The organism is Lactobacillus sp. M0396 (assembly GCF_016101625.1).
GTDB classification, from domain to species: Bacteria; Bacillota; Bacilli; order Lactobacillales; family Lactobacillaceae; genus Lactobacillus; species Lactobacillus huangpiensis.
The window spans coordinates 44,163-65,241 of the sequence record NZ_JACFQE010000002.1; the positions used below are offsets into that span (position 1 = coordinate 44,163).

The window sequence follows — 21,079 nt, forward strand, 5'->3', positions numbered from 1 at the left end:
ACTTTAAAAAATTTTATTCAGCATGACGACGAGCAGCGTTTGCGTCTGGTAAAACTGCCAGTACGATAATTTGTACTACAAAGACAAGACCTTGAATAATAAAGGTTAATGCATAGTTCTTACCAGCAATTGAAGAAATGATAACTGGAAGGAAGAATGATAAGAGCAGTGATACTGTACCAACAAGTCCACCAGCACTACCAGCATTCTTAGGACCTATCTCTGGGAATGTAATTGGCATAGCCTGCATAATTGGACCAGTCATAGCGCCAAATACGCCACCAAGGACTAGTGCAATGCTTAATGGCATTCCTAATGGAATATACCAAGTGATGGCCATCAACAAACCACCAAGAGCAGTAATAACAATCATCATTGGTTTAGCCTTTTTGGCCTTATTAATAATTGCTGGGCCAAAGAGTGAACCTGCTAAACTACCAATAGTAGCAACAGAAGCAACCACACCAGCAGCTGCAGGAGTCATTCCTCTGGCAGCAAATGCTTGCGGCAAAATGCCGGAGAAGGCTTCACTAGCACCCATACCAAAGCCAACAGCTAAAGCAACATACCAAGTTTTCTTACTTTTAGCAGCAGCCTTGAAGAATTCAAATGATGACTCAGATTTGCCTTGTTCTGTTTGAGGTTGCGGAATTTCTTCACCCTTAGGAGTGTCTTTAACAAAGATTATCCAGCAAACAGCTAAAATCAATAATACCGTTGATGAAAAGATATATGCCTTTTCAACAGTTGGGAACAAAGAACTGGTAGCTTGGGAAAGCATAATTCCGACACTGGCAGAAGCAAAGAAGACACCCATAGCTGTATTAGTATCTTGTTTAAACCAGGTACCAAAGATTTTCAAAGTATTAGCATTTAGCAAAGCCATATAAACTCCGAAAAGTAACAGGGTTATAAACATTGTGATGAAGTTATTAGCAAAAAGTCGACCGTATGCACCTAATACTGAGATAACCAAACCGACAGAAACAATTTTCTTAGCTCCAAACTTATCAGCAAGAGAGCCGGCAGGAATACTTAAGAAAACTGCAATAAGCATTGGTGCCATTAATAAACTTTGAAATTGTGCTGGTGAAATATGCAGTTCTGGCATAATTTGGACAGCTAAAGCAGAAATCTGAAATTGAATGTAACTACTAATTGCGTCAAGCAAAGCAGCTATTGCTAAGATTACCCACCTATAATTTGAAAGCTTAGGTAACTGTTTTTCATCCATGATATATAAAAACTCCTTTTATGATAAAAACTAATTTTCAGCAGCATATTGTCCGGCTAAACGACCAAAGGTCTGGGCGTGACTGCAAGTAAGGCCAGGAATTCTATCTGGATAACTGCCCCAGAAGAAACCACCGCTGGCATTACCGGCTGCATAAAGGTGAGGAATTGGATCACCATTCTTGTCAATGACTTCCATCTTAGTATTGATCCGTAATCCATCCAGAGTAGCAAGTAAGCGTCCGCCCATGATGACGCCATAATATGGTGCTTTATCTACTGGGAATAATCTGAACTTTTCTTTACCAAAGTCTGTATCCTTGCCTTGTGCGCACATCTCGTTATAACGTTTTACAGTTGCAACTAACGTATCCTTTGGCAGGTTCAATTTTTCAGCTAATTCTTCAATCGTATCTGCTTTCTTAACTAGGCCGTCGTCAATTCTGCGTTGAATTTCTTCCTTGTTTTCCTCAGTATTGTAAATACCAGGCCAGCCTAAACGAGAGCAGCCTTGAGTATCAAATTGTGCCAAGTGATCCATAGTATCTTCTGACCAAATCTGTGCTTCCAGGTATCCTGGTTGCTTAGCCATCGCATTAATATCAAATTGGTAAGGAACACTTTCGTTGCCGAAACGCTCACCTTTTAAGTTAACTTTTAGTAGTGGATAAGCACCCATCCAGAAGTAGCCTGGATCTTTAAAGTCAATGACATAATGGTCTTCAGCCTTAGTGCCAACAGGAACTGCACCACGGTCAAAAATGATTTCAGCTGGTTCTTCATCGCGTGCGGCTCCGACTTTAAGACCAGCAAGAATACCTGAACCATCATCACGAGGTCCATCTGAATAAACATTCTTCTTGTAGCCAAGTGGATCCCATTTCTTCATTAATTCAACATTGGCACCGTAACCACCAGTACAAATGATGACACCCTTATTAGCTTTATATTCAGTCTTTTCGCCACTTCCGCGATCACTGGTAATTACACCAGTAACTGCACCACTATCATCTGTCACTAATTCTTCTAATCTAGTGTTGTATTTAAGGGTTACTCCTAATTCTTTAACTTTATCAATTACCCAATCGCCATAATGAGCCCAGCCATTATCAGGTGTTGCAATTGCTAACTCAGTATTGAAAGCTGTATTTACAACAGTTTCATAGTGGGCATCCTTTTGTGGTCTCAAAACGCCACCGTTTGGTTTCAAAATATTATCTTCAAGCCAATTGGCAGTTTCATCTGCATGATTTGCCCAAGTCCACAATAAACGTTCATCAACGTTATCTTGGAAGAACAAGGTTAAAAAGTTCATTAGTTTAGCTTTATCAACTTTAATTCCTGCTCTTCTTTGGGCGTTACTGTCCAGCGCAGCAAAGAATGAACGGAATAAAAATCTTGAACTTCCTTGCTTGTCAATCAGGAGAACTTTTGCTCCCTTTTCAGCAGCAGCACAAGCTGCCATTGCGCCAGCATTGCTGGCACCAGCAATAATGACATCATAAGTATTTTCCATTTTTATACCTCACTTCTTTAAGCAAATCCTTTAACCGCTTTCATAATACTATGAATCAAGTGAATTTATGCACCATATTTAGAATTAAGAATTACTAAATGGAATACAGAACATAACAATTTAAAAAGGCAAAATAAAAAATGCTTGTAAGATCAACGTTTAAGTGCTGATTACAAGCATTCCAAAAACAACTTTTATTTGTGCATTACTTATTTTTATCCTCAGATAAATATTCGTTTATTGCTTCCTTTAATGTACTGACCACTTTTTCAAGTACAGAATCATTAGTAAAACTCTCCATGTATGCAATTCCATATGGTGAAATATCATGATAATCAATGGGAATATATTTAATTCCCTCTGATTGATAATCTGCAATGAAGTTGGGCAAAATGCCATAACCCCAACCGCCTCTGACATAAATATCCATGGCCAAGAAATCTTGCACAAATTTGATATGTTCCATACCTAATTTATTGATTAAAGCAGTTTGAAAATTCAACTGTACATTTAAAGAACTGTTAGGATCAAGCAAAAATACGTCACGATCAATTAAATCTGAAATAGAAATCTTAGATTTTTCTGCTAAAGGAGAATCTTTTTGACAAGCTACTACCACTTTACCTTGAACCATTGGCTCAAAGTGAATATCTTCAACAACATCAACATCTTCTCGTGCAATTGCACACAAATCAACGTGATGGTTAAGAAGCTCACCAATAGAATTGTTGAGTACAAAGACAAACTGGATGTTCAAATTACTCCCAGATTCACGCAATTTGCGCAAAAAAATGGGCAGAATTTTTTGTTCAAACGGTGTATCGCAGACTCCTATTCTTAAAAGCGTTTCAGGGTCATTCTTTTTGCTTTGCAAGTATGCTACCGTGTAATCCATATCATCTACTACATTGCGCGCAACACGATAGAAGTACTTGCCAGCGCTCGTTAAGGAAATACGGTGATGAGCACGATTGATTAAAGTTACCCCCAGTGTATCCTCAAGATCCTTAATATTTTTAGAAACTGCCGACTGGGAGAAATTTAAGCGCTCAGCTGCAATAGTAAAACTGGAATTATCTATGGCCTTAATAAAACAGCGTAATTGAGTGAAATTCATTTTATTACCTCATCAAATTAACAAAAAATTTTCTTCCTATGTATATTATACTAAAAATTAACATACTAAAAAAAGACTGCCCTATTAGTTACTGTTTTGAGCTATACAAAAGGGCCATTTAATTTTAATGACCCTTTTTAGCAATACTTACTACTTTATTTTACTTAGCGCATCCCTAACTGCGTCTTTGAGACCACGTGATGAACTCGAAGCACCACTGACTGCATCAACATTAACAGTATTTTCCTGAACCATCTTAGAAGGTAGTATCTTAATGGCTTTCAAACCATAGTCATCCGACTCAGCTTGTTTCAAAACTTCAATATTCTTTAGGTTCTTTTGGTCATCAACAGTTACCCGTACAACTATTTCATCACCCATGCCTTTAGTAGATTTACCAATGTATTGGTTCTCTCCCGTTTCATAGGTTTCATGTTTAAGATCTGAAGTTAAATGCTTTTCATGCATAGTAGCACCGCTTGCTGCATCGGTTGCTTCATCAACTTTTGGTTTAGCCGCATTTTCTCCAGCAATCTTGCCCCAAATCAAACATTCTGCCAAGTTATTGCCGCCCTGGTATTGGTTAGCACAGATACCGCCAAGTTCACCAGCGGAATAAAGATTAGGGATAGCTTTGCCTCTGGTATCCAAAATTTCCGCATTCTTATTTCTTCTTGGACCACCTTGAGTGTTAAGCATTGTCTGCTCCAGTTTGACGGCATAAATTGTATTACCAGCAAACGCACGCAAAGTAGCTGGATTTCTTCTAAATTCGGGGTCGTCTTGTTCTTGACATGCTTTATTAAAACGATTGAGAGTATCAGACAAAACTGCCGGTTCAACCCCAATTTTATCGGCTAGTTCGGAAACGGAGTCAGCCTTGATAACATTTTCTGTGTACGGCTTGTAATCGCCAATAATTTTATCATTATCTAATTCATGCTTTTTGGTTTCATCAAAAATCAGGTATGGGTGTTCTTGATTTAGCGGTATTTTCCACTGGCCGTGATTCTTAATGTGACCGTGGCGATTTTCTTCTGCTTCATTAAAGTATCTGGTACCATCATCACCTATAACAAAAACACTACCGGTAGAAACAGCTTCATTTTGAGCTCCCAGCATTAAACGACCACGCTGGCCTTTCGGCACTGCAAAAGCCATGCCATGGAGCAAGCCCAAAGACTCAAAGTTGTGCAAATGCCAAAAGTCAGCGCCAACTTCCTGAGCCATTCGCAAACCGTCACCTTTGTTATAAAGGGTACCTAACGGTGCCAGTCTTTTTGCCCCGATAAAGTCTTCAATCATTCTTTGATTGTTTTCAAACCCACCAGTCGTCATGACGACACCATTCTTGGCTTGAACCTTTAATAGTTTGCCGTCGCGTTTAATAACCACACCGTAGATCTTTTTACTTTCTGGATCCTGAATTAGTTCTACAGCAGGTGTGCCATACAAAACATCTATTTGGTCTTGCCGCTTAACTACCTGCTCCTTCAAAATTTGCCATAAAGAAGCGTCAAACCAATGTTTAGTGACAGTGGTAAAGTCATAAGACTCTGAACCCTCAAACTCAGGAAATTCTCTGAAAGCATAACTTTTATCCGGCGCATATTTTTTAGCACTGTTAGGTTTGACTCCTAAATACTGGGAAACATATTGCGGTGTATTAACCATCCCCTCAACGTAGGTATCGATCATGTCCTCATCAAGTTCCATTGGTGCAGTTAGTTTCTGATAATACTTTTTCAATTCATTAAAGTCATTTCCAGTACCAATTAATTGAGCCGAATAACGAGTATTACCGCCTTCATGACCCTCTGGAGCCGAATCAACCAGCAGTACTTTAGCATCATGATCAGCTGCAAATCGCGCTGCAGTAGCGCCAGCACCGCCAAAGCCTAAGACAACAACATCATAATTAGCATCCCATTCAAAGTTTTTATGATAAATCATATTAATCTCCTCATTAATTAAATCGTTTTCATTTAACAAGTTAATTTTATCACGTTATTTTTTAACAAAATAACAAATTCACAAAACAATAACTAATTATTAATAAATGTAATTTAACTCATAATTACTGTTAAAATAACTTGACTTAGAGTACACATTAAGTACTAAAGTAATCGTATAAATCAGGTAAAGGAGAATCAATATGGACAATCACAAAGATGATGTGCAAAATGGTATTTTTGCTTTGGGTGAAAAGAATACTGCTTATCAAAAATATTTTATTGGCCAGAGTTACCTGCAAAGCTTGGTCAATGATCCTAAGATTAACGTAAGCGTCTCAAACGTTAGTTTTGAACCGAATTGTCGCAACAACTGGCACCAACATATGGGCGGCTTTCAAATTTTATTAGCTACAGCTGGCGAAGGCTGGTATCAAGAAGAAGGCAAAGCGCCTCGTAAATTACATCCGGGAGATGTAGTAGTTGTTCACGACGGTGTTAAGCACTGGCATGGTGCTACCAAAAATAGTTGGTTTACGCATATTGCAATCACTGCGGGAACACCAAAATGGCTGGAGCCTGTCACAGATGAAGAATATGAAAAATTGGAGGATTAAAAAATGAAAAAGCAAACAGCCGGTAGAGATAACTTAGGTGATTTTGCACCTAAGTTTGCAGAATTGAATGATGATGTTTTATTTGGTGAAGTCTGGTCAAGAGAGGACAAGTTGTCTGCACGTGACCGTAGTTTAATTACTTGTGCCGCATTAATGGCACAAGGAGCTTTTCCTCAACTTAAATCACATATGATTATTGGAAAAAAGAACGGCATTACGAAAGACGAAATAGTCGAACTGATTACTCATTTGGCATTTTATTGCGGCTGGCCGAAGGCTTGGTCTGCTTTTGATTTGGCAAAAGAAATTTTCACTGATTAAAACCTTTAATTTAAAGCAGCTGGCCTTTTGTCCGGCTGCTTTTTATGTCTAAAATCTATGGTCTTAAACGGTTTCTGCATCCCTAATTTTATGCTAACCTGTAGAAGTATTAATTAAAGAAATCACAGGAGCAAAAACCTATTATGAGTAAAAAAATTCTAATCTTACATACTGGTGGCACCATTTCAATGTCAGAAGATGAAAATGGAAAAATTAAGCCTAACAGTCAAAATCCCTTGGCTGACCTGTCTTTAAACGTTAATGACGATGTCCAGATAGTTACTGAAGAAATTTTCAACTTGCCTTCTCCTCATATGACACCGGAGCGCATGTTGCAACTTTCTTTGCGGATCCGCCAAGCAGAAGCCGAAGGTTTTTTCGGGGCAGTCGTGACTCACGGCACAGACACTCTGGAGGAAACAGCTTTATTTTTAGATTTAACCATTTCCAGTAAAATGCCTGTGGTAGTAACCGGAGCTATGCGCTCTTCTAATGAAATTGGCAGCGACGGACTGTACAATTTCAGAACCGCAATCATGGTAGCCAGTTCTGATGCTTCTATTGGCAAAGGTGTTGTAGTTGTGATGAATGATGAAATTCATCCCGCCCGTTATGTTACGAAGACCCATACTACAAATGTTGCTACTTTTCGCACAGCCACATTTGGTCCTATAGGAGTTGTATCCGAAGGTCACGTTAATTACGTGCAAACCATCAATCCCCAGCAACACTTACCAATTGACCACATTATTTCAAATGTTTATTTAGTAAAGGCCTATGCAGGAATGGGACCAGAGATCTTTCAAGCTTTAAACAAGCCATCAACAAACGGGTTAGTAATTGAAGCTTTAGGTGCCGGTAACATGCCACCCCAAACATTACCTGAATTGCAAAAACTGCTTGATAATGGAATTCCCCTGGTATTGGTTTCCCGTTGTTTTAACGGTATTGCTGAACCAGTTTATGATTATCAAGGTGGCGGTGTTGGCTTAGCCAAAATGGGCATTATCTTCTGCCGCGGTCTCAATGGACAAAAAGCCAGAATTAAGCTCTTAGTTGGTTTAAGTGCTGGTCTGAAAAATGAGCAATTAAAGAAATACATTAATAATTAAATCAGCAATGAAAACCATCTTCATATAAAGATGGTTTTTTCTTGCAAAAATTGGCGATTATTTGTAAAATGACCGTTGGTCATTATTGAATGAAAGGAGTATATCTGCCATTATGTATGTCTTGACTCCCAAAGAAAAAGAAGCAAAAAAACAGCTCATTGCAGCTGCTGCCAGCAAGTTATTTCAAAAAAATGATTTTAACCAAATTTCTATGGCGCAAATTGCCCATGAATCTGGCGTTGCCAAAGGCACACTATTTAATTATTTTAAAACTAAAGAAAATATCTTTATGTACTTATTGCTTTCTGGTTACCAAGATTACCTCACGGAAGTTCTTCAGCGTTTTCAAAAAACTAAAAATATCACTTCTTGGGCTGATTTTTCCTCTTTTATACTAGAGCAAAACCATTTGTTAATTAGTCAGAGGACTGATTTATTACGTCTTAACGCGCTACGTGGTCCAATTTTAGAAACTGCCGCTGACAGAGAACAGACATTGGCTGGTCGCGAAAAACTCTACGAAATAAACAGGAAACTGGGACAAGCAATAGACGAGAGAATTTCACTGCTTAGCGTTAAGCAAGCCAGTCACCTTTTCATCATTCAAAGTGCAATTATTAGCGGACTAATGAATATGATGAACCTAGATGAGTTTCACCACGATCAATTACCCGTTGATTTTAAAGTTTTTCAAATCGACCTCGAACAAGAAGCAAATCAATTAATGCTCTTTTATTTACAAGGCATAGAGCAAAAACTGGAAGGAGCAAAATAAAATGAAACTTGCTAATATTAGAAATTTTGCCATAATTGCTCATATTGATCATGGTAAATCAACATTAGCTGACAGAATTATGGAACAAACTGATACTGTGAGCAAAAGACAGTTAAGTGACCAACTTTTGGACAGCATGGAAGTTGAGCAGGCGCATGGCGTGACAGTCAAATCAAGATCAGTGCGTAACTTTTATCAAGCGGATAACGGTCAGGAATACGAATACAATTTAATCGATACTCCAGGGCACGTTGATTTTTCTTACGAAGTTTCTAAAAGTCTGGCTGCAAGTGATGGTGCTATTTTACTGGTCGACGCAACTCAGGGTGTACAAGCACAAACCGTAGCCAATTTGCGTTTAGCTTTAAAACATAATCTGACTATCATTCCGGTGATTAACAAAATTGACAATGCAGCGGCAGACGTAGAGGCAACAGAGGCACAAATACGTGCCTTAAGACCAGAATTTGCAGATGCGGATATTTTAAAAATTTCTGCTAAAACAGGAGAAAATATTCATCAAGTTTTAGAAGCAATTTATCAAAAAATTCCAGCCCCTCAGGGAAAACCCGATGCAGCACTTAAGGCACTGATTTTTGACTCACAGTATGATTCATATCAGGGAATTATCGCGGATGTCAGACTAATTGATGGTCAGTTAAAGAACCAGCAAAAATTGCAGCTAATGCAGGGCGGCAGCAAGTTTAATGCGCAAGCAATAGGGATTTTCACTCCAAACATGCAGCCGGTAAAGGAATTAAATGCGGGAGAAGTCGGCTATATTGTGACTGGAATTAAAGATGTTGCCAGTGTCCAGGTTGGCGATACCTTAACCACTGCAGAAAATCCTACTAGAAATGCCATTCCCCACTTTAAGCCAGCGCAATCAATGGTTTATGCCGGTTTTTATCCTAAGGGAGATACCAGTTATGAAGCCTTAAAACAAGCTATTAGTAAGCTGGCTCTAAATGATTCCGCTTTTCATTACGCTCCCGAACAGTCTGAAGCTCTTGATGCTGGCTTTCGCTGCGGTTTCTTAGGCATTTTTCACTTGCAAATAATCCAGGAACGACTGCGCGATGAATATCATGTGGAAGTATTAACCACTGCACCGAATGCAACCTATCACGTTTATCTCAAGCAGCCTCAGCCTAAGCAGGAATACCTCATAATCACCAATCCAGCGAAATTTCCTGACTTTTCTGAGATTGATTACGTCACTGAATCTTATGTCAAAGCAGTCATTACAACGCCCAATGAATATTTAGGTGCAGTCATGAAATTATGTGACCAGCATTTTGGAGAGATGATTGACTTGGACAATCAACAAGATTTAGTCACATTAACATACAAATTGCCTGTTTCTGAAATTGCCTATGACTTTTTCAACAGCTTAAAATCAATTACTCATGGCTTTGCTACACTTGATACCGAATTTCTGGATTACGAACTGGTTGATGTAGTCAAAATTCAAATTCAGATCAACTATGCCGCTGTTGATGCTCTCGACATTATTGTGCCACGTCAAAAAGCCGATTTGATCGCCCATAAGTTAGTTAAAAAATTGAAATATACTGTGCCGCGTCATCTATACCCGATGCCTGTGCAAGCAATGGTGGAAAACAAATCAATTGCGAGAGTTGACGTGCCGCCTTTACGCAAAAATGCGGCTGTGAACGGTGAAAAAAGAAGCATCTCGAAAAAGCAACAACTTTTACGCAGACAAAGTTTAAATAAAAGACAAGCTGTTAAAAGCGACATTAAGTTGCCCCAAAGCGTCTTCGATGCTATTTTAAACATTAATGAACCGGATTAAGAACTTGAGGCAAATAAAAGGCGAGAAGATATATCTTTCTGGTTTTCTATAGATTAAAGTTTCATCAAAATATACTGAGTTACAGTGACAGCACTTAACATTTTTGTAACAAGTAACAACTTAGTTGCAAGTACTAAAAAAATTCCTAACTGTGAAAGTTAGGAATTTTATTTTTTAACTTAAAATTAGTCGTCTAATTTTTCTTTGTTAGTGACATTCAACTTGTCATCAAAGGTGTAAACTACTGGTTCACCGGTCTTCATTTCCAAGTTCATAATATCAGCATCAGAAATGTTTTCGATGTACTTAGTCAAGGCACGAAGTGAATTACCGTGAGCTGCAATAATAACGTTCTTGCCAGCTAACAAGTCTGGAGCAATGTGGTCTTCCCAGAAAGGCATAACTCTTTCCAAACAAACCTTTAGGTTTTCAGTCCGAGGAATGATGTGTGGATCAAGATCGGCATAACGACGATCATGAACTTGGCTGTATTTAGAGTCATCTTCAATCTTTGGTGGCAAAACATCATATGAACGACGCCAAATGTGAACTTGCTCATCACCGTATTTGTCAGCAGTAGCTTTCTTGTTTAAGCCTTGCAAGCCACCGTAATGACGTTCGTTTAATCTCCAGCTCTTAGTTTCCGGAACCCAAAGTTGGCCGCTTTCTTCCAAAGCATAGTGTAGAGTCTTAATGGCACGAGTTAAAACAGATGTATAAGCTTGATCGAACTGCAGACCATGTTCCTTAATTAACTTACCTGCGTTCTTTGCTTCTTCAACGCCTTTTTCTGATAAATCTACATCAATCCAACCAGTAAATTTATTTTCAAGGTTCCATTCACTTTGTCCGTGACGGATCAAAACTAATTTTGACATGAAATATCTCCTTTGCAAATTAAATGTTTCACTTACTATTTTACACATTTACATTTTGTTTTCATAGGGTTTAGGACTAAAAATCATTTTTAAAATCCAAGTTTTACGATACAATAGATATAATGATGATTATAAGAAAAGAGAATACCTAACTCACTATGAAATTCAAAAAATTATTAATGGGCTTGAGCTTAGTTGCAGCGCTTGCTGCAGGCGGATGCTCCAAGCAGAAAAAGCAAAGCGAACCCATTCTAACTAAAAGCCAAGTAATCAAATGTTCACAGAAATCATTTAAGAGTGGACAAGCCAAGCAGGTCGTAACCTTAGGAACCGATACTTCCAAGCAAATTGTTACTACAACTGCTGTTTTTGGTGGCAACCCTACTGTATTTCAACTTAACTACCAAACTCAAGCCAAAGGTAAAACACAATCTTCGCAAGAGTGGGTTGATAATTCCAATCACGTTTATATTAACGGCTCAAGTGACTGGTATAAAGCGGATTTTAACAAATTAACCGGGCACTCTTACGCTGATTTACTCGATTCTATAGTTAATAATTCAATGTTAATGGATCCACCTAAGGCTCTTACTAACGCTTATAAAATGACTAGAAAAGGTCACACTTATACTTTAAAAGCGAACATCACAGACCAGAAAACGATGAAAGATGCATTAGATCCGATATTTACCACCAATACTCAAAGCCCTAAGCAAAAAACCATCTATCATAAATTAGTCAAAATGGGCAAAATTAAAGGTATGACTGCAAAACTTGTGGTTAAAAATAAAAAGATGTATAGCTTTCAATATCTAGTTAAAATTAGAGTAAATAAATTAATGCAATTCAGCGCTGGACAAAGTTATGGCAACATGGGCAGCAAAGACTTCTTAAAGATACCTACCAATGCCCTTAATGCTAAACCACTGCCTAAAACAAACAAAAAGAAAAAATAATTTTTAAATCACAACCTCGAAACTAAAACTTTCGGGATTTTTATTTATTTAAGACCCCTAAGATAATTCTTTGACCAGAGAAAAAACCAAGACTTGCAAATTTAGGATTAATTAATTCACCAAAAACCTGTTTTTTTAAGCCTAATTTATGTAAAAAATTAAAAAATCATACTCTGATTAATGTACAAAACAATTTTTTATCATTTTTAAACTCTATTACTTCAATGATGCAGTTGTAACACTTAAAAAAATCGGACAAGTTTTTATATCAACTTAACTAAAAATGCTATATAATTTCCTTAAGGTAAAATAAAAATATTAAAAAGGAGATGTCCACAATGAAATTGAAGAAATTTTTGACGGCTATGTTATTGTCTGCCACTTTAGTTGGTGGTGGTCTAACTCATGCAAAAACAGTCGATGCAGCATTATCAAAAAAGCAGGCTATTGCAATTGTTAAAAAGAAAGAGAGCAACCAAACTAGTGGCCAATATACTACCAGCACAAAGATTAAAAGTGGTAAGCAAAAAATAAATTTCGACTCTCATGGTGCTTTTACCACCAAGCCTGAACTAGTTCAAGCCATTACTAAAGTAAAATCTGGCAAACACGCTGAAACAGTAGAGCAATGGATTGATATGGACGCAAAACGTGTCTACACCAAAGCAGATGGCAAATGGCAATATACACCTATTGCAGACGCTGATACTGCCAAAACTGATATAAAAAAATATAGTAGCGATCTGAAGAAATTTGCTAAAAGCATCACTACTGATTTGAGCAAAAATGCCAAACTTAGTCATAAAAATGGAGTTTATACCCTCAAAAGTAATGTCAATATTACTAAGGCAAGTAAATTTCTGAACAAAATTTTTAAAGACTATAAGGTAGATCTCAAGTCGTTCAAAAAGCACGTTAAACTCAGCAAGTGTAATGTTACTTTTAAAATCAAAGATAAAAAAATAACAAGCTCTGCTACTTCTTTTAAAATGAACTACGACAAAAAAATGCCAGCTTCATTCAACTTTAGAATCTTTGGCTTCGGTAATTCCGACTCTTTGAAGTTACCAGATGAAGTCAAAATCGCCACTCCAGCATCTGCAAACTAATTTGAGCAATAAAGTAAAGGTCTTTATATGAAAACAACTGTTTTTAGTAAATATTTAACTATCATAATTATGGTGCTTTTAGGTTACTTAATGAGATAAAATGACTATAGAGTCGTTTAAATATTTTCATTAGTAATCGGAGGTCCAAAAATGAAATTAGGAATTATTGGCAGCGGTAAAATTGTTCACGATTTTTTAACGACTGCTGCTAAAATTAAAGGCCTTGAGCTTGCAGCAATATCCACTACTAAACGTAGTCAGCCTATTGCCAAAAACTTAGCTAAGCAATACAACATTAAAGAGGTATTTGCTGATAACGGGCAGTTGTGTCATGATGAAAATGTCGACACAGTTTATGTAGCCGTACCTAATTCTTTACATTATGAAATCGTAAAAGAAGCTCTTCTTGCAGGCAAAAATGTTATTTGTGAAAAACCATATGTAGAAACTGTTGCTCAAGCTGAAGAACTTAAAGAAATAGCTGACAAAAAGGATTTAATCATAGTTGAAGCTATCACAAATATTCACTTGCCAAATTTCAAAGTAATTAAACAACAATTAGCTGAAATTGCACCTATTCACATTATTTCTTTAAACTATACGCAATATTCCAGTCGCTATGATGATTTTTTGCAAGGCAAAATTGCACCTGTATTCGATCCTGCTAAAGATGGTGGAACCCTAACAGATTTGAACATTTACAATATTCACTTAGCTGTTGGTTTGTTCGGTAGGCCGGAAAAAGTGCAATATTATCCAGTAATGCAAAAACAAGTTGATACTTCGGGCATACTTAATTTAGTTTATCCTGATAAACAAGCAGTTTTAATTGCCGCAAAAGATAGCTATACTACTCCAAGATCATTTATTGAGGGTGAAAAAGGAACCATCTACTTTGATGGTTCAACTGGTGTTATTAAAAATTTCACGGTTGAACACAGAAACGGTGATGACAGTGAGTTCAACTTTAACGAGTTTGATCACCGAATGGCAAGTGAGTTTACGGATTTTGTGAAAATTATTGATACCCACGATACACAGAAAGCTAATGATTTATACGAGCATAGCATAGCTGTCATGGATGTATTAGCCAAAGCAAAGCAGTCTGTTTCTAATAATTAATATTATTGACTAAAAAACGCAATCAATTCTCCAGTTGAGAATGTTGCGTTCTTTTTGTATCAAAAAAGAGGTCAGAGAATTTTTTTAAAAAACCTGTAAAAACAAGTTTGTCAAAAAAACATCAAAGACCTCTTTATCTATGATATTAAATTTACTCAATAATTTAATATAAAAAGCAAATTAATGATTATTCTTTACTTTGAAGGGGTTGAGCTAGTTGAACCATTGGAACCTGTTGAACCTGTTGAGCCGGTTGAACCGTTGGAACCTGCTGAACTTGTCGAGCCGTTAGATCCGTTGGAACCTGCTGAACTTGTCGAGCCGTTAGATCCGTTGGAACCTGTTGAACTTGTCGAGCCGTTAGATCCGTTGGAACCTGTTGAACTTGTCGAGCCGTTAGAACTAGTTGATGGGGTTGAAGTTGGTGTTGTAGCAGTCTTCTTCTTAGCTAAAGCACTTGCTTTAATGTATCCTGCTGAAGTTGAGTAGTACTTTTTGCCCTTAATAGTAACAGCTGCACCAAATACAGTTACTTTTTGGCCCTTACGAACCTTACCGTTCTTCAAAGCTTTGCCACTTCTAGTAACCAAAACAGTATTCTTAGCTACTTTAGCAGCCTTACCAGTAACATTAACAGCCTTGATGTATTGGTTCTTTCCAACTTTGTAGTACTTCTTGCCCTTAACAGTCTTTTTGCCAAGAACAGTTACTTTTTGACCAACCTTAAGTGTCTTCTTAGTCTTAACTAATTTTTTGCCCTTAAGTTTGTAAACAGCAGAATTAGCGCCAACTTTCTTAGTCTTAGCGGCCTTCTTTGCTGCACTAACTTCAGTTGAGGCGCTACTTAAAGCGTTGGCTGGTAACTGATTAAGACCAACAGCTAATAATGTTGCACCAGCTACTGAAACTATCATTTTCTTATAAAAACTATTTTTACTCATTTTTGAGCCTTCCTTTTTTCATTGACAAATTCGACGCCCCTAGCTAAACAGACTTAAGAACGCTATAACTCTTACTGAGTTACATAGGATTCATTTTAACACTATAAACACCCAAAAAAAAGGCTATAGTTTTAATAAATTATTATTTTTTGTCATACGCACTCGCAAAAACTATTCTAATTTTTGCTATTTTTACAGCAAACATTTTGTATATTGCAATTAAACGGTTTGCTCTTTAATAATATAGAATTATCTCCTATTTTTTTACAATTTATCAAAAAGTGACACGCAAAAAGGACTAACTCTTGTGCTATCCTATAAGTTAGTCCGTAGTTAAATTCTAATAAAGTGTCTCAAATTCAGTTATCATAACAGCAAACTGCTTTTTTAATTAATAAAATTACTTATTGCCTACAACCCTGCGAATACGGTCAGCAACCTGATATTTAGAAGTAAATATCAATTCGTCTCCCATTTCAATAACTGTATGACCATGTGGAACCAGCCATTCTTGTCCACGACGAATACGGCTGACGGTGATATCACTTGCTATATCCCAATCCATCAATTGATGACCGGAATACTGCCTATTGCGGACAACAACAGAATAGACCGCATTTTTGGTATCGCTCAGCACATTATAAACAGCAGGCGATTCTATCAGTGCTCGCAACAGTGATGAAGTAACATTGCTTAAGTCAAAAATTTCCATGCCACTGCTGCGCAATTGCTCAACCTTGGCAATATCAGCACGTTTTTGACAAATAATAATCCGTTTGAAATTTCCCTTAGCTTTTGCCAATTGCCCCAGTCGCAAATTAGTTTCGTCAGATCTCATAGCCGCAACAAAAATATTCCCGGCAAAAGCGTCAGATTGACTCAGATTTTCTGCATCCAGCTTTGATAATAATTTTAAATCTGGCACACGGCTCTTATAAATATTATAGTGTTCACTACTGGTAGTATACATTTGAACCGAATACCAATTATCATGCAAATCAAGCATGACCGGAACTGTTAACGCATTAGTTCCTATAATTATAACTTTTTCCTTGATACGATCCTCAGCTTTTAATTTAAATATTGCATTAAAAAGTATCGGGCAAAAAATGCAAACTATTACAGCGGCTAGAATAAAAACATCAGATTGCAAGCGTGTAATAACATTTAGTTTTCTGGCTACCGCTAAAGTTGGTAAAACAATGGTGATCGTAGTAGCGGTTAAAAAGCCACCCGCAAAACCATTTCTTAAGCCAAATTTCCTAGCATAAACTAACGCAACAGGCAATTTTGCCAGAAATAAAAACAGAACTAAAATTGGTAACAGAATTAAAGAGTTGGGATGTGCCAAAAGTGATCTTAAATTGAGTTTAACTCCTGTCATAATAAAGAAAATAGGAATAAAGAATCCGTAACCAATTGAAGTTAGCTTATCAGCAGTTTCCTGACTAGGCTCCAGCAATTTCATGACAATGCCAGCCAAAAATGCCCCTAAAATATTTTCTACTCCGACTCTTTCAGCAACTGTTACCAAAGCAAAAATTAGGAAAAAGGCTAAACGAACATCTAACTGCGTAGTTGACTTAGTCACTTTAACAAACCACAGATAAGGTTGCTTAAAGTGCCACAACAGTAAAATAGCTACGCCAAAAAGCAAAATGATAAGCCACAATTGTCTGGTATTGCCACCATTAATCGCAGCATAAACCGTCAGCAGCATTAATGGAATTACTTCTCCCAAAACTGCAGTTAATAAAATCGTTTGACCTATCGGTCTATTTAAAATATCTTTTTCTTTTAAGGTCGCAATTACTACTCCCAGTGCAATAGTCATGAAAATAATGGTTGCAAGCATCGTATCTCCAAATAAGCCCAACCATTTTAAAACTAATGCCAGACAAACAGATAAAAGAGCCATACCTAAAAATGCTTCTAAAGCAATTTTAAAGGGAGATATCTGATTCGGCTTTTTTTCTTGCTTATGCTTTGGTTTTAATAAATCAAAGTTGATTTCCATCCCTGACAAAAATAATAGCAAAATGACGCCCAAATTTGATAAAAACGCGAGGTCATGCGTGGGCTGTACAATATTAAAACCACTTGCACCAAGAATAATACCAATGATAATTTCTGCAACGGCCGTAGGAACAGCATTTACCTTTAATCGTACCATTAAAATAGGAACAATTAAGGCAAATAAAACAACTAGGAATAAAGACAACTGTGCCAACAGGATTACCTCCTCATTTATTCTTAGTCGATTATACAAAATATTGACGAGCAGAGAAAATAAAAAGGGTAGCAAGTATTCATAGCTTTCAAAAATCAATAAATTAAAATTTTTCTGCACATAAAAACAGGTCATGACAATTATCATGACCTGTTTCTTTAATTAAAAATTGGCTGCTTTAACAAAGCGATTAGTATCAATTGGGTAGTACTTATTACCATTAATATTGACGCGACCACCATATGTCCGAATGGATTTGCCCTTCAAAAACTTGGTAGTGCCAATACGAATTCCGGTAGTATCGTAAATATAGGCATTATGGGTTAATACACGCTTGGAACCAATGATATTGCTGGCTACAACGTATTCATTTTTACCAATTTGCAAATATTTTTTACCATTTATCACCTTTTCTTGTGCCACGGTTACAACTGTCCCAGCGGTTTTTAATGCCGCATTAGTATGTTTACCTTGAGCATCATATGTATAAGCATCATGCATCAAAGTTTTCTTGCCAGTAGGCGCTTGAGAAACAGGATCAGAATCGGTTGCATTTGATGAATCGTCAGGAAGGGTAGAAGTAACTGTTTCTCCTGCCTGCAAATCGTAATAGTACTTCAGAAGTGAGTAAAAGTCATTCATTGAATAACCCCATTTTTTGAAATAGCCATCAGGATCGGTATGATTAGTACCTCCTAAAAAGCGCGATACTGCATGATGAGACCAGATTGTCCCTTTACCAGTATTTGATGCATTAGAGGGTTCGATGTTATAGCGGTGCAGCAACTTAGCCGCATAAATGGCATTGTTATTCACACTTTTAGCAAATTTATTTCTGGTAGTTTCTTGACAAAGTTCAATTTGAATAAAACGGTTGTTGGCTATTGCTCCAGCACCCCAGACGCCATATCCTAGAGTCATCATCTGAATAATCTGTTTGTGATCAACAAAAGCGTGGACATAAGAGTACATATTTTTCCATTCACGGTTAAAGTAAATAGCTTCATTATAAGCGGATGCCCCGGGAGTTGCAGTTTCGTGAATTACAATACCTTCCGGCTTTCCTTTTCTGTACTTGATCTTATTGCCATTGGCGTAAAATTTGTTATACTTAATGTTCTGTGTCTGGAGCATTTTATATAAAAAAGTAACGTCAACATAACTGTTTTGTTTAGCAATCGAGTTAATTGAGGCAGCCTCTACCGCCTGAGATTGACTGACGTTAAAAATAGGTGCAACTAAACCTACTCCGATAGCAACAGTAGTTATTAGTTTCTTTATCTTCATCTAAATTTTCATTCCTTATTTCGTTTGTGAGAAATTACCTTTGTCTAAAAATTGCCTTTCTTAACATACTGGTGAATGCCTACCCGATAATATTTAAGTCCGTATATTGAAATTGCTCCACCGTAGGTTGCAATGGATTGACCCTTCTTTAACACCTTTTTATTGTCACGATTGCCATAGTCGTTGTAAACAAAAGCATTTTTCTTGAGAAGTCTCATAGTGCCGTCAATATTGCCACTGGCAATGTACTGATTTTCACCAATGCGATAATACTTTTTGCCGTTAATAGTTTTAGTGCCATAGGTGGCAATCACCTTACCGGTATTGCCTACTTTAATTGCCTTAACTTTTTTTACTCGTTTGCCTTTGGAATTGTAAACATAAGCGTTATGCATCAAAGTCTTGTTAACTTTTTTCTCACCCTTTGGAGCCTGAGAAGCCGGTGGAAGAGCACTGCCCATATTTAAAATAGTATCGTTAACCCAGCCCTTACCGGCAATGTACAAGCGCTTTTTGCCGTTATAAAAAGTAATGGTCTTAGTTACAGTAACTGCATCACCTTTTGCAACTGAATCGGTTTTGGCAGATACAGAGTGGTCAGTTGGCCAAGCATAAGTGGCACCTGCTTTTTTAACAACATAAGATTTACTGGTGTTCGATATCTTAGGATCGTATTGCGTTAAGTTTGAAGTTGTTATCCTAGTGTTTAAAATAGTATTGTAATTATTAGCAGTAGCGTATGTACCAGTTAGAGCCTTAGTGGCATCTGCATAAGAAGCAGCATTTTCAAGCCATGCTCCTTTGTAGCGTTCTGGCTGCCAGGTAACACCTAAACGAAGTTTTTGACCATTATCATCAAAAGAGTCCTGATAGGAATCGTATTTTCTAAACTTCGCTGTCACGTAGTAGCTCTTGCCATTTTTATCTTCTTCTCGTGTTTTAGAAGAATAGGTTGCTCCTTGCCAGCTGTCATCAGCCTTCATTCCGAATAAATTATTGGCATTAACGGCCAAACTTGATTTGCCCCAGTTAGATTCCACAATTGCCTGTGCAATCATAACTGAAGGGTATAACCCATATTTTTTAGAAACTTTTTGTGCCTGCTTAACAGCAGTATTTAAAAATGTTGTTTCATCTGCTTTAGTTGCAGATACTGTCTCAGCCTTTGCTGGAGAAGTGGCAATTAAGTTGTTGGTAACCGGCATCAAGAGCGCTGCACCAAGCACCGCTGCTGAAAAACCAGTGATTAGTTTTTTCTTCATAAATAAAATTTCCTCCTTAACCGACATCTTTATTGTATCGAGCAATTAAAGTATTAACAATAGAATCCGCTTATTTGTAGTCAAAAAGTAATATTGTCAGTTTTAATATTACAAATAGTAATTTATTTGTCTAAGACTTCCTGTAAATGATACAAAAAATTTCGTTTCAATCTTTGAAGTTGTACTCGATTAATACCAGTCTTCTCAGCTAAAGCACTGATTGTCTGTCCACCCAGCAAATGATCTATGAACAAAATACGTTCAACCTTTGTCATTTGCGCTAACTCTTTTTCAAGTACCAAATGATTATTCCAGTTATCCAGCAACCCTACCTGTTCAGCAGAGTCAAAACTAATTTCTTGCTCAGTTATTCGCTTTTGCTTACGCAATAAGTCCAAAGTATGCCAAATAATTTTACGAAAACTAAGCCGATCAACTTCAGTTCTTGTTCTGCCTGCTAATCGCGTTAACATTTCTGCGTAAATTATTATACCTTCCTGCAAAAAGTCTTCGTAATTAGTATAGTCCATTCTGACGTGGGCGTACTTCAGTGCGCCTCTGACTAATTTCTGATTCTGCCATGCATTTATAAATGCTTTTCTACTAATCTTCATTTGTGACATTCCTCTGTTTCAAATATGTCACAAGCGCTTGTGCTCTTATAGATTAGCAATACTGCTTAAAATTTAAAAAACATAATATTAAATTTTTAGTGTTTAGATTAATAAACATTTAACTTTTGCCTTTAATTTCTTTAAGCTTATCCCATATATCATGATTACAATAAATCTACGGGTGAAAAAAGAGCAAAAAAATACACGAACTTCAGAAAGAT

18 protein-coding genes are annotated in these 21,079 nt (G+C 37.0%); 8 read left to right on the forward strand and 10 right to left on the reverse strand.

What is annotated here, in order from left to right:
- Positions 1-13: 13 nt before the first annotated feature.
- The 4 genes from H3T43_RS02755 to H3T43_RS02770 form a co-directional block, all read right to left on the reverse strand.
- Positions 14-1,234, reverse strand: a complete 1,221-nt coding sequence (locus tag H3T43_RS02755; RefSeq protein ID WP_198212419.1) for a nitrate/nitrite transporter — start codon at positions 1,232-1,234, stop codon at positions 14-16.
- A gap of 30 nt (positions 1,235-1,264) precedes the next feature.
- Positions 1,265-2,749, reverse strand: coding sequence for an FAD-dependent oxidoreductase (locus tag H3T43_RS02760; RefSeq protein WP_198212421.1), 1,485 nt, complete (start codon positions 2,747-2,749; stop codon positions 1,265-1,267).
- A gap of 205 nt (positions 2,750-2,954) precedes the next feature.
- Positions 2,955-3,866 carry a LysR family transcriptional regulator gene (locus H3T43_RS02765; protein ID WP_198212423.1) on the reverse strand — a complete coding sequence of 304 codons (912 nt, stop codon included), beginning with the start codon at positions 3,864-3,866 and terminating at the stop codon, positions 2,955-2,957.
- Between the two features lie 150 nt (positions 3,867-4,016).
- Positions 4,017-5,819 carry an FAD-binding protein gene (locus H3T43_RS02770; RefSeq protein ID WP_198212425.1) on the reverse strand — a complete coding sequence of 601 codons (1,803 nt, stop codon included), beginning with the start codon at positions 5,817-5,819 and terminating at the stop codon, positions 4,017-4,019.
- 202 nt (positions 5,820-6,021) lie between these two features.
- Here H3T43_RS02770 and H3T43_RS02775 point away from each other — a divergent pair, with 202 nt between their 5' ends.
- The 5 genes from H3T43_RS02775 (at position 6,022) to lepA (ending at position 10,459) form a co-directional block, all read left to right on the forward strand.
- A complete protein-coding gene (locus tag H3T43_RS02775; protein WP_198212427.1) occupies positions 6,022-6,435 on the forward strand; it encodes a cupin domain-containing protein in 414 nt (137 codons plus the stop codon).
- Positions 6,436-6,438: 3 nt separating this feature from the next.
- Complete coding sequence (locus H3T43_RS02780) at positions 6,439-6,756, forward strand: carboxymuconolactone decarboxylase family protein (RefSeq protein ID WP_187154007.1); 318 nt, start codon at positions 6,439-6,441, stop codon at positions 6,754-6,756.
- Positions 6,757-6,899: 143 nt separating this feature from the next.
- A complete protein-coding gene (locus H3T43_RS02785; RefSeq protein ID WP_198212429.1) occupies positions 6,900-7,868 on the forward strand; it encodes an asparaginase in 969 nt (322 codons plus the stop codon).
- A gap of 112 nt (positions 7,869-7,980) precedes the next feature.
- Complete coding sequence (locus H3T43_RS02790; protein ID WP_232350248.1) at positions 7,981-8,643, forward strand: TetR/AcrR family transcriptional regulator; 663 nt, start codon at positions 7,981-7,983, stop codon at positions 8,641-8,643.
- A gap of 1 nt (position 8,644) precedes the next feature.
- Positions 8,645-10,459, forward strand: coding sequence for a translation elongation factor 4 (gene lepA / locus H3T43_RS02795; protein WP_198212430.1), 1,815 nt, complete (start codon positions 8,645-8,647; stop codon positions 10,457-10,459).
- Positions 10,460-10,644: 185 nt separating this feature from the next.
- Here lepA and H3T43_RS02800 read toward each other — a convergent pair whose 3' ends face one another.
- The gene (locus tag H3T43_RS02800) at positions 10,645-11,337 is read right to left on the reverse strand and encodes a 2,3-diphosphoglycerate-dependent phosphoglycerate mutase (protein WP_034978190.1); all 693 of its coding nucleotides are present in this window, start codon (positions 11,335-11,337) and stop codon (positions 10,645-10,647) included.
- Positions 11,338-11,495: 158 nt separating this feature from the next.
- Here H3T43_RS02800 and H3T43_RS02805 point away from each other — a divergent pair, with 158 nt between their 5' ends.
- The 3 genes from H3T43_RS02805 (at position 11,496) to H3T43_RS02815 (ending at position 14,524) form a co-directional block, all read left to right on the forward strand.
- Positions 11,496-12,293, forward strand: a complete 798-nt coding sequence (locus H3T43_RS02805) for a DUF6612 family protein (RefSeq protein ID WP_187154010.1) — start codon at positions 11,496-11,498, stop codon at positions 12,291-12,293.
- A gap of 338 nt (positions 12,294-12,631) precedes the next feature.
- Complete coding sequence (locus H3T43_RS02810; RefSeq protein ID WP_198212432.1) at positions 12,632-13,402, forward strand: hypothetical protein; 771 nt, start codon at positions 12,632-12,634, stop codon at positions 13,400-13,402.
- A gap of 150 nt (positions 13,403-13,552) precedes the next feature.
- Entirely contained in the window at positions 13,553-14,524 is a 972-nt protein-coding gene (locus H3T43_RS02815; protein ID WP_198212434.1) for a Gfo/Idh/MocA family protein, read from the forward strand.
- Positions 14,525-14,718: 194 nt separating this feature from the next.
- Here the strand turns inward: H3T43_RS02815 and H3T43_RS02820 are convergent, their stop codons facing one another.
- From H3T43_RS02820 to H3T43_RS02840, 5 genes are all read right to left on the reverse strand, one after another.
- Complete coding sequence (locus tag H3T43_RS02820) at positions 14,719-15,465, reverse strand: SLAP domain-containing protein (RefSeq protein ID WP_198212436.1); 747 nt, start codon at positions 15,463-15,465, stop codon at positions 14,719-14,721.
- Positions 15,466-15,865: 400 nt separating this feature from the next.
- On the reverse strand, positions 15,866-17,695 hold the full coding sequence (locus tag H3T43_RS02825; RefSeq protein WP_198212438.1) for a cation:proton antiporter family protein: 1,830 nt from the start codon (positions 17,693-17,695) through the stop codon (positions 15,866-15,868).
- Positions 17,696-17,857: 162 nt separating this feature from the next.
- Positions 17,858-18,982 (reverse strand): SLAP domain-containing protein, encoded by a 1,125-nt coding sequence (locus H3T43_RS02830; protein ID WP_198212441.1) that lies wholly within the window; start codon positions 18,980-18,982, stop codon positions 17,858-17,860.
- Between the two features lie 44 nt (positions 18,983-19,026).
- Positions 19,027-20,244, reverse strand: coding sequence for a glucosaminidase domain-containing protein (locus tag H3T43_RS02835; protein WP_198212443.1), 1,218 nt, complete (start codon positions 20,242-20,244; stop codon positions 19,027-19,029).
- 122 nt (positions 20,245-20,366) lie between these two features.
- Entirely contained in the window at positions 20,367-20,858 is a 492-nt protein-coding gene (locus tag H3T43_RS02840) for a sigma-70 family RNA polymerase sigma factor (RefSeq protein ID WP_198212445.1), read from the reverse strand.
- Positions 20,859-21,079: the final 221 nt, after the last annotated feature.